This window comes from Micromonospora maritima, from assembly GCF_902825405.1.
In the GTDB taxonomy this organism is placed as follows: Bacteria; Actinomycetota; Actinomycetes; order Mycobacteriales; family Micromonosporaceae; genus Micromonospora; species Micromonospora maritima.
Genome location: NZ_CADEAU010000186.1, coordinates 1 through 9,837 on the forward strand (window position 1 = coordinate 1; position 9,837 = coordinate 9,837).

8 protein-coding genes and 1 pseudogene are annotated in these 9,837 nt (G+C 73.4%); 7 read left to right on the forward strand and 2 right to left on the reverse strand.

From position 1 onward, the window contains the following. The 3 genes and pseudogenes from HUW36_RS17505 to HUW36_RS17515 form a co-directional block, all read left to right on the forward strand. Window positions 1-954, forward strand: a pseudogene (locus HUW36_RS17505) (hypothetical protein); the annotation flags it as partial. 74 nt (window positions 955-1,028) lie between these two features. After that, window positions 1,029-1,643, forward strand: a complete 615-nt coding sequence (locus HUW36_RS17510; protein ID WP_174529156.1) for a TetR/AcrR family transcriptional regulator — start codon at window positions 1,029-1,031, stop codon at window positions 1,641-1,643. A 77-nt stretch (window positions 1,644-1,720) separates the two neighbouring features. Continuing rightward, a complete protein-coding gene (locus HUW36_RS17515; protein ID WP_174529157.1) occupies window positions 1,721-3,058 on the forward strand; it encodes an acetyl-CoA carboxylase biotin carboxylase subunit in 1,338 nt (445 codons plus the stop codon). 31 nt (window positions 3,059-3,089) lie between these two features. On the opposite strand, the gene HUW36_RS17520 is transcribed toward HUW36_RS17515, so the two are convergent. Then, window positions 3,090-4,385 (reverse strand): RNA polymerase sigma factor, encoded by a 1,296-nt coding sequence (locus HUW36_RS17520; protein ID WP_217428828.1) that lies wholly within the window; start codon window positions 4,383-4,385, stop codon window positions 3,090-3,092. Then, window positions 4,382-4,762: a YciI family protein gene (locus HUW36_RS34090; protein ID WP_246248204.1), complete on the reverse strand. Its 381-nt coding sequence runs from the start codon at window positions 4,760-4,762 to the stop codon at window positions 4,382-4,384. The genes HUW36_RS17520 and HUW36_RS34090 overlap by 4 nt, the downstream gene beginning before the upstream one ends. Before the next feature lie 179 nt (window positions 4,763-4,941). Here HUW36_RS34090 and HUW36_RS17525 point away from each other — a divergent pair, with 179 nt between their 5' ends. From HUW36_RS17525 to HUW36_RS17540, 4 genes are all read left to right on the forward strand, one after another. Beyond that, window positions 4,942-5,853 carry a hydroxymethylglutaryl-CoA lyase gene (locus HUW36_RS17525; protein WP_174529162.1) on the forward strand — a complete coding sequence of 304 codons (912 nt, stop codon included), beginning with the start codon at window positions 4,942-4,944 and terminating at the stop codon, window positions 5,851-5,853. A 448-nt stretch (window positions 5,854-6,301) separates the two neighbouring features. Then, entirely contained in the window at window positions 6,302-7,834 is a 1,533-nt protein-coding gene (locus HUW36_RS17530; protein WP_174529159.1) for an acyl-CoA carboxylase subunit beta, read from the forward strand. A gap of 116 nt (window positions 7,835-7,950) precedes the next feature. Next, on the forward strand, window positions 7,951-9,099 hold the full coding sequence (locus HUW36_RS17535) for an acyl-CoA dehydrogenase family protein (RefSeq protein ID WP_174529160.1): 1,149 nt from the start codon (window positions 7,951-7,953) through the stop codon (window positions 9,097-9,099). Window positions 9,100-9,202: 103 nt separating this feature from the next. Continuing rightward, window positions 9,203-9,837: helix-turn-helix domain-containing protein (locus HUW36_RS17540; protein WP_174529161.1), on the forward strand; the 635-nt coding region annotated here is incomplete at its 3' end.

A 9,837-nucleotide genomic window follows, 5' to 3' on the forward strand; every position in this document is an offset into this window, starting at 1 on the left:
CTGCCGCTGCGGGTCACCCGGGGGCGGGCGCTGCTCGCCGTCGAGCGGCCCGCCGAGGCGGTGGAGGACCTCGCCGAGGCGGTCACCCTCTGCGTCGAGCAGGGGCTGCCGGGCGACGCGCTGCTGCGGTGGGAGCTGGCCGAGGCCTACCGGGCCGCCGGTCGGCTGACCGAGGCGGCCGAGGTGGCCGAGGAGGCGGTGCTCGGCCTCGACCGGGCCGGCGCGCAGGCCGAGGCCGACCGCTGCCGGCACCTGCTGGCGGGCATCTACGAGGGGCTCGGCGAGCCCGACCTGGCGCTCGGGCTGCTCGACCGGTTGGCCGAGAACCTGGACGGGCCGGACAACCTCCCGCAGCGGGCGCAGGTGCTGGAGGAGGCCGGTGGCATCCTCTACGACGCCGACCGGGACGCGCTGGCCGCGCAGCGGTTCGCGGCGGCCGCGACCGCCTGGCGGCTGGCCGGTTACCCGGTGGACGAGCTGCGGGCCCGGCGGCGGGAGATGCTCGCGCTGCACTGGTCCGGTGACCTGCCGGCGGCGGTGGCCGCGATCGAGCGGGTGGACGAGGCCGTCGGGGCGCTCGCCGGGCTGCCCGACGAGCCGCCCGTGGTGACGTACGAGCGGGCGATGGCCGCCGACGCGGTGGCCCGGGTGCTGATCGCCGAGGAGCGGATCACCGCCGCGCTCGACCGATTGGACGGCGTGCCCGACCGGCTGCGGTCGATCGAGGCGTTCGGCGAGGCGGCGCAGGTCGAGGTCCTGACCGGTGAGCTGCTGCTCCGCGACGGTCGGGCCGACCAGGCCGAACGTCTGCTGGCCCCGGTGCTCGCGGGGCTGCCCGCCGGTTCCCGTCCGGCGGCCCAGGCCGCCTGGTTGCTCGCCCGGGCGCTTGACGACCAGGGCCGCCCGGCCGAGGCGGCGAAGATCCGGGCGGAGCACGGCATCGGGGAGGACTGACGACGCGGCGGTGTGAGGCGACCGACGGGTAACCACGGCTGCCTCACCCGCGACGCGAGGTCTAGGCTGGCCCGGTGGCGGTGGAACAGCAGGCACGGGGTGCGGCGGGTGCGGCCCGGCGCCGGTCCCGGCGGGACGAGATCCTGGAGATCGCGGTCGGCCTCTTCGCGGCCCGCGGTTACCACGGCGTGTCGATGGACGACATCGGTGCGGCCGCCGGTGTCACCGGCCCCGCGCTCTACCACCACTTCGCCGGCAAGGAGGCGATGCTCGTCGCCGCGCTCATCCCGGTCAGCGAGGGGTTGCTCGCGGGCGGGCGGGAGCGGGCCGCCGGCCACCCGGACGACGCGCGCGGCGCGCTGGAGTCGCTCATCGACTTCCACGTCGAGTTCGCCTTGGCCAACCCGGCGGTGATCGCGCTGCACCTGCACGAGCTCGACCGTCTTCCGGACGAGCCGCGCCGCCGGATCCGCCGGCTCCAGCGGATGTACGTGGAGGAGTGGGTCACCGTGCTGACCGCGCTGCACCCCGGCCTGCCGGACGCCGCCGCCCGGGTGCTCGCCCACGCCGCGTTCGGCCTGATGAACTCGACTCCGTTCCTCGGCGGCGAGGTCGACCGCCGGCGGCGGGCGGAGCTGCTGCGCGGCGCGACCCTGGCGGCCCTGCTCGCGCCCACCGACCCGACCTGACACGCCGCGCTCACCTTAACGCGTGTTAAGAAGGGACCCCGGCTTTGCGTCGAGAAGGGGTCACGTCCGTGCCGAACATGATCGAATCGTTGTTGGTCGCCAACCGTGGGGAGATCGCCCGGCGGGTGATCCGTACCGCCAGGCGGCTGGGGATCCGGGCCGTCGCGGTGCACTCGGAGGCCGACGCCGACCTGCCGTTCGTCACCGAGGCCGACGAGGCGGTCTGTGTCGGGCCGGCCAACCCGGCGCAGAGCTACCGGAACGTGGAGGCGATCCTCGACGCGGCCCGGAGCACCGGCGCGCAGGCGATCCACCCCGGCTACGGCTTCCTGTCGGAGAACGCCGACTTCGCCCGTACCGTCGAGGGGGCCGGCCTGATCTGGGTCGGACCCGGCGCGGACGCGATCACCGCGATGGGCGACAAGATCAACGCCCGTAACCTGATGGCGGCGGCCGGTGTCCCGGTCGCGCCCGGCACCACCGAGCCGGCGGGTGACCTGGACGCGGCGGTCGCCGCCGCCGCCGAGATCGGCTACCCGGTGATGGTCAAGGCCGCCGCGGGTGGCGGCGGCATGGGCATGGGCGTGGCCGCCGACGAGGCCGCGCTGCGCACCGAGTACGACAAGGTCCGCGCGTTCGCCGAGCGGATGTTCGGCGACGGCTCGGTGCTGATCGAGCGGTACTTCCCCCGGGTACGCCACGTCGAGGTGCAGATCCTCGGCCTGGCCGACGGCCGGGTGGTGGCGCTGGGCGAGCGGGAGTGCTCGGTGCAGCGACGCAACCAGAAGCTGGTCGAGGAGTCGCCGTCCCCGGCGGTCTCGCCCGAGCTGCGCGAGCGCTTCCTGGCCGCCGCGGTCCGCGCCGGCGAGGCGGTCGCCTACCGCAACGCCGGCACCGTCGAGTGCTTGCTCGACCCCTCCACGCAGGAGTTCTTCTTCCTGGAGATGAACACGCGGCTCCAGGTCGAGCACCCGGTCACCGAGTACGTCTACGGCGTCGACCTGGTCGAGGAGCAGCTCCGGGTGGCGTCCGGCCTGGCGCCGACGTTCGACCCGGACGCGCTCACCCCGCGCGGCCACGCCATCGAGCTGCGGATCAACGCGGAGGACCCGAAGCGCTTCCTGCCCGGCCCCGGCGCGATCACTACCTGGAACGAGCCGTCCGGCGCCGGCGTGCGGGTCGACTCCGGTTACGTGGCCGGCAACACCGTCACCCCGTTCTACGACAGCCTGCTGGCCAAGCTGATCGTCAGCGGCGCGACCCGGGAGGAGGCGGTCGAGCGGGCGCGCGCGGCGGTCGCCCAGTTCGAGATCGCCGGTCCGAAGTGCAACCTGCCGTTCTTCGCCGAACTGCTGGAGAACCCGGAGTTCCTCTCCGGCGACTACGACACCGGCATCGTCGCCCGGATGCGCTGACCCTCGCCGGTGCCGGACGGCCGTGCCGTCGCTACCGGCCGTCCGGCACCGGTACGGGGTCGCCGCCGCGTGTCGACCCGCCGCCGAGCTGGTCCCGGCGGCGGGTCAGGTAGGCGCGTTCCGCGGCGTTGCCGGCGAGATCGACGGCCCGGTCGTACGCCGCCCGCGCGTCGTCGCGTCCGAGCCGGCGCAGCAGGTCGGCGCGGGCGGCGTGGAAGGCGTGGTAGCCGCCGAGGGCCGGGGCGAGCCTGTCGATCTCGGCGAGCCCGGCCCCGGGACCGTCGACTTCGGCGACCGCGACCGCGCGGTTGAGCCGCACGACGGGCGACGGATCGAGCAGCACCAGGCGGTCGTAGAGGGCGACGATCGTGGACCAGTTGGTGTCCGCCGCGGACGGTGCCGCCATGTGGACCGCGTTGATCGCGGCCTGGAGCTGGTAGCGCCCGGGTGGGTCACCGCCGGCGGCGAGCGCCCCGATCCGCTCCCGGACCAGGGCCCTGCCCTCGGCGGCGCGGGCCCGGTCCCACCCGCCGCGGTCCTGCTCGGCGAGGGTCACCAGCTCTCCGGTGCGGGACACCCGCGCCGGCCGCCGAGCGTCGACGAGGAGCATCAGAGCGAGCAGTCCGGCCACCTCGCCGTCGTCCGGGAGCAGGGTCCGGAGCAGCCGGCCGAGGTGGATCGCCCGGTCGCTGAGGTCGACGCGGAGCGGGTCGTCCCCCTCACCGGCCAGGTAGCCCTCGTTGAAGACGAGGTGGACCACCGCGAGCACGCCGTCGAGCCGCTCGCGGATGTCGTCGGCCGACGGCACCCGGTACGGGATGCCCGCGGCTCTGATCTTCTCCTTGGCCCGGGTGATCCGCCGCGCCATCGCGGTCTCCCGGACCAGGAAGGCGCGGGCGATCTCGGCGACGGTGAGCCCACCGACCAGGCGCAGGGTGAGCGCCACCCGGGCCTCCATGGCGAGGGCCGGGTGACAGCAGACGAAGACCAGCCGGAGCCGGTCGTCCCCGATCGGGCCGGTCGGTCGGGGAGGGGTGTCGTCGTACATGATCAGGGCCGCCCGGTGCTTGGCGTCGCGTTGCGATTCACGACGGAGCCAGTCGATCGCCTTGCGGGTCGCCGTGGTGGCGAGCCAGCCACCGGGACTGGGCGGTACGCCCTCGCACGGCCAGCGTGCCGTGGCCGCCGCGAACGCCTCCGCCGTCGCGTCCTCGGCGACGTGCAGGTCGCCGAAGCGACGCGTGAGGTCGGCGACCACCCGCGCCCACTCGTCGCGGTGGGCCCGGGTGAGCGCCCCTTGGACGGCGACCGCCGAGGGTGCGTTCACCGCTGCCCGGAGACGGCGCGCCGGGTCTGCCCGAGGCCGCGGAACCGGTGCACCTCCTGCGGCCAGTCGAGTGCTGTCGCGAGCCGGCCGGCCCAGTGCCGGGCCGCCTCGTCGTCCGGCACGTCCACGACGACGAACCCGCCGAGGTGCTCCTTGGTCTCGGCGTACGGGCCGTCGGTGAAGACGGGCCTGCCGTCGACCGGCTCGACCGCGCACATCACGGTGGACCGGTCGAGCCCGCCGTTGGCGAAGATCAGCACGTCCTCCGCCAGCATCTCGTCGATCACGGCCCGCACGGCGACGTCCTTCTCGCGCATCTCGTCCGCCGTGTGCTCGTGCACCCACTCGTCGTTGAACGCGATCAGGTACTCCGTCATGTCGTCCCCCTCGGTCCGGGGCCGCGGCCCGATCGGCCGCCCCACCATCTCCACGAACGGCGGTGGCCCGACACGACACCATCACGGATCCGCCGGCGGGGCGACCCCGGTCGGGGTGTCACACTTCGGGGAGACGAGGCACGAACGACGTCACAGCGAGGTGACCCCCAATGGCGGAACTGCCGGACCACGTCAGCATCCGTGAGGTAGGCCCCCGGGACGGGCTCCAGAACGAGGAGCCGATCCCCACCGACGCCAAGGTGCGGCTGCTCGACGCGCTGTCCCGGACCGGGGTGTGGCGCATCGAGGCCGTCTCCTTCGTGCACCCGAAGGCGATCCCGCAGATGGCCGACGCCGACGAGGTGTGGCAGCGGGCGGAGAAGGTCGACGGGGTGCGTTACTCGGCCCTGGTGCCCAACACCCGGGGCGCGCAGCGGGCCCTGGCCGCCGGCTTCACCGAGATCGAGGTGGTGGTGTCGGCCAGCGACACGCACAATCGCCGCAACGTCAACCGCTCCACCGACGAGTCGCTGGACGACATCGCCGAACTGATCGACCTGCTGCACGGCGCGGGCGCCACCGCCGAGGTGATCGTGGCGACCAGCTTCGGCTGCCCCTACGAGGGCGACGTCGACCCGCGGCGGGTCGCCGCGATCGTCGACCGCGTCGCCCGCGACGGCGCGGACCGGGTCGCCTTCGGCGACACCACGGGCATGGGTACGCCCCGGCGGGTCCGTGAGCTGGTCTCCGCCGTACGCGACCGCAACGCCCAGCTGCCGGTGCTGTTGCACTTCCACAACACCCGGGGCACCGCCCTGGCCAACATGCTGACCGCGATGGAGTTGGGCGTCACCGAGTTCGACGCCAGCGTCGGCGGGCTCGGCGGCTGCCCGTACGCCCCGGGCGCCAGCGGCAACCTGGCCACCGAGGAGGCGGTGCACATGCTGCACGACATGGGCATCGACACCGGCGTCGACCTGGACGCCCTGATCGAGGCGGCGGAGCTGGCCGAACACCTGGTCGGCAAGAAGCTGCCGTCGGGCGTCCTCCGCGCCGGCCCCCGCACCCGCCTGACCCCCCTCCCCTCCTGACCCCACCTCCCCGCCCCGCCCCTCCCCGTCCCGCCCACCCCCTCCCTGTTGATCAAGAAGTTTGCGTCGGCCCCGAACGCTCGGGTGACGCTAAGCCCTTGATCGCGGGGGCGGACGGGAGGGCTGGAGGGCGGGCAGGGGCGGGCGACAGGGGCGGGGACGCGGGGCATGGGCGGGGTCGGAGCGCCGGCGTGGTCGGGCTCAGGGTGCCGCCACCTCGGGGAACTGGTGGAGAGGGTCGCCAGCTCGGGGAGGTGGCTGGGTCCCGACGGCGCGGATGGCGCCACTACGCCGAACTGGCGAGCCGTCGGAGCCGTCGGAGCCGCCCCGACCGGCGCGAGCCGCCCCGACCGGAGGTGCGGGGCGCGGCGGGTGGTGGGTCGCCGGAGGGGGCGGGAGTGAGGTAGCCTAACGATCGTTCAGGTCGGTGGGGTGCAAGGGAGTCGGCGTGACGCTCGACGGTGAGGCTCTGGAGCAGCTGCGCAAGCGCGCCCGCGCCGGCGGCGCGGACAAGTACCACGCGGCCAATGCCGCCAAGGGCAAGCTGTTCGCCCGCGAGCGCGTGACCTACCTGGTCGACGAGGGCTCCTTCGTCGAGGACGGGCTCTACGCCAACGCGATGGCCGACGGCCTGCCCGCCGACGGCGTGGTGACCGGCACCGCGACCATCGACGGGCGGCAGGTCTGCCTGATGGCGAACGACTCCACGGTCAAGGCCGGCAGCTGGGGCGCGCGCACCGTCGAGAAGATCATCCGGATCATCGAGCGGGCGTACGCGACCGGCGTGCCGATGGTCTACCTGGTCGACTCGGCCGGCGCCCGGATCACCGACCAGGTCGACCTGTTCCCGGGCCGGCGCGGCGCCGGGAAAATCTTCTGGAACCAGGTCCGCGCCTCGGGTTCGATCCCGCAGGTCTGCGCGCTGTTCGGGCCGAGCGCGGCGGGCGGGGCGTACATTCCGGCGTTCTGCGACGTGGTGGCCATGGTGGACGGCAACGCCAGCATGTACCTCGGCTCCGACCGGATGGTCGAGATGGTCACCGGCGAGAAGACCACGCTGGAGGCGATGGGCGGGGCCAAGGTGCACTGCACCGAGTCCGGCGTGGGGCACTTCCTCTGCAAGACCGAGCACGACGCGCTCGACGTGGTGCGGACCTACCTGTCCTACCTGCCGTCGAACTGGAAGCAGGAGCCGCCGGCCGTCGAGGCCGTGGACGCGCCGGCGAAGACCGACCTGGCCGCGCTGGTTCCGGCCAGCGAGCGGCAGGCGTTCGACATGCGCCGGTACGTCAAGGGCCTGCTCGACTCCGGCAGCTTCTTCGAGATCCAGGCGCTGTGGGCCAAGGAGCTGACCATCGGGTTCGGCCGGCTGAACGGCGAGGTCGTCGGCGTGGTCGGCAACAACTCGATGTTCAAGGGCGGCGTGCTCTTCGTCGACTCGGCCGACAAGGCGACCCGGTTCGTGCAGCTCTGCGACGCGTTCAACGTGCCGCTGCTGTTCCTCAGCGACGTGCCGGGCTTCATGGTCGGCAGCGCGGTGGAGAAGCAGGGCATCATCAGGCACGGCGCCAAGATGATCACCGCGATCTCGGAGGCGACCGTACCCAAGATCTGCGTGGTGGTCCGCAAGGCGTACGGCGCGGGTCTGTACGCGATGGCCGGCCCCGGCTTCGAGCCGGACGCCACGATCGCGCTGCCCACCGCGAAGATCGCGGTGATGGGCGCGGAGGCCGCGGTCAACGCGGTCTACGCCAACAAGATCGCCGCGATCGGGGACGAGGCCGAGCGGGCCGCGTTCGTGGCCGCGAAGCGCGAGGAGTACGAGCGCGACATCGACGTGGTCCGCCTCGCCAGCGAGCTGGTGGTGGACGCGATCGTCGAGCCGCACGAGCTGCGCGCCGAGCTGGTGCGCCGGTTCACCGCCGCGCGCGGCAAGGAGCGGCACTTCTCCCGGCGCCGGCACGGCGTCACCCCCGTCTGACCGGTAAGGAAGGGCCCCTTCTTAACGCCTGGTGCATGGAAAGGGGCCCCTCCTAACGCTTTCAGCCGCTCCCGGCGTCACGAGCGCCCGGCGGCCCGCCTTCCAGGAGGATCGACATGGACTTCCGGCTCGACGAGGAGCAGCAGGCGCTGCGGGAGAGCGTCCGGGAATTCGCCCGCGAGGTGGTCGCCCCGGTGATCGGCGAGCACTACGAGCAGCACACCTTCCCGTACGAGATCGTGCGGCAGATGGGCAAGATGGGCCTGTTCGGGCTTCCCTTCGCGGAGGAGCACGGCGGCATGGGCGGCGACTACTTCGCGCTCTGCCTGGCGCTGGAGGAGCTGGCCCGGGTCGACTCCAGCGTGGCGATCACGCTGGAGGCGGCGGTGTCGCTCGGCGCGATGCCGATCTACCGGTTCGGCACCCCGGAGCAGAAGGCGCAGTGGCTGCCCAAGCTGCTCAGCGGCGAGGCGCTGGCCGGCTTCGGCCTGACCGAACCGGGCACCGGGTCGGACGCGGGCGGCACCCGGACGCGCGCGGTCCTGGACGGCGACGAGTGGGTGATCAACGGCTCGAAGGCGTTCATCACCAACTCCGGCACCGACATCACCGCGCTGGTCACGGTCACCGCGGTCACCGGCACGAAGCCGGACGGCAGCAAGGAGCTGTCCACCATCATCGTGCCGTCCGGCACGCCCGGCTTCACCGTCGCGCCCGGCTACTCGAAGGTCGGCTGGAACGCCTCGGACACCCACGAGCTGACGTTCGACGACTGCCGGGTGCCGGCGGCCAACCTGCTCGGCGAGCGCGGCCGGGGCTTCGCGCAGTTCCTGCGCATCCTGGACGAGGGCCGGATCGCCATCGCGGCGCTGGCGGTCGGGCTGGCCCAGGGCTGCGTCGACGAGTCGGTGAAGTACGCGAAGGAGCGTCAGGCGTTCGGCCAGCCGATCGGCAACTACCAGGCCATCCAGTTCAAGATCGCGGACATGGAGATGAAGGCGCACACCGCGCGGCTGGCCTACTACGACGCCGCCGCCCGGATGCTGGCCGGTGAGCCGTTCAAGCGGCAGGCGGCGATCGCCAAGCTGCACGCCAGCACGATCGCGGTGGACAACGCCCGGGAGGCGACCCAGATCCACGGCGGCTACGGCTTCATGAACGAGTACCCGGTGGCCCGTTTCTGGCGGGACTCCAAGATCCTGGAGATCGGCGAGGGCACCAGCGAGGTGCAGCGCATGATCATCGCCCGCGATCTCGGTATGTGAAGCGACGCCCCGTTTCGACCGGCTGTCGGATATCGGCGATGCTCGGTCGGGTGATTGACGATGGGCTGTGGAGCGTCGGACCCGATCCGTACTCTTCGTGCCCATGACTCCCGATCATGATCGTTCGCGGAGCCCCGGTGATCGGACCCTGCTGTCCGATCTGGTACGCGGGCACCGGCTCGCCGCCGGCCTGACCCAGGCCGAGCTGGCGGGCCGGGCCGGCGTGGGCGTGCGCACGGTCCGCGATCTGGAACGGGGGCGGGCGACCCGGCCCCAACGCACCACCGTCGAGCTGCTGGCCGACGCGCTCGGGCTGACCGGTGACGAGCGACGGGAGTTCGTCACCACCGCCCGGCCCGCACCGGCCGATCCGGGTCCGCGGGGCCCCGCCCCGGACGACCCGGGTACGCCGATCGCGTTGCCGCCGCCGGTGCCGCTGGTCGGGCGGGACCGGGACGTGGCCGAGGTGTCCGACCTGATCGGCGCGTATCCGGTGGTGAGCCTGGTCGGGCTGGCCGGCGTCGGCAAGAGCGCCCTGGCGCTGACCGTCGCCCACTCGGTGGCGGCCCGGTACCCCGCCGGTGTGGCCGGGGTGCTGGTCGGCGAGGGCTCGGACGCGGCCGACGTGCTGGCCGCCTCGGCGGCGGTCTTCGGCGTGAGCCGGTTGGCCGACCTCTCCTGCCGGCTCGCCGGCCGGCCGGCGCTGCTGCTTGTCGACGCCGTCGAGCGGGCGCCGGG

What these genes read in the sequence shown, in the direction of transcription:
- HUW36_RS17515 (WP_174529157.1), top strand. Translation starts at nt 1,721, where the DNA reads ATGATCGAATCGTTGTTGGTCGCCAACCGTGGGGAGATCGCCCGGCGG.
- HUW36_RS17535 (WP_174529160.1), top strand. Translation starts at nt 7,951, where the DNA reads ATGGACTTCCGGCTCGACGAGGAGCAGCAGGCGCTGCGGGAGAGCGTC.
- HUW36_RS34090 (WP_246248204.1), bottom strand. Translation starts at nt 4,762, where the DNA reads ATGACGGAGTACCTGATCGCGTTCAACGACGAGTGGGTGCACGAGCAC.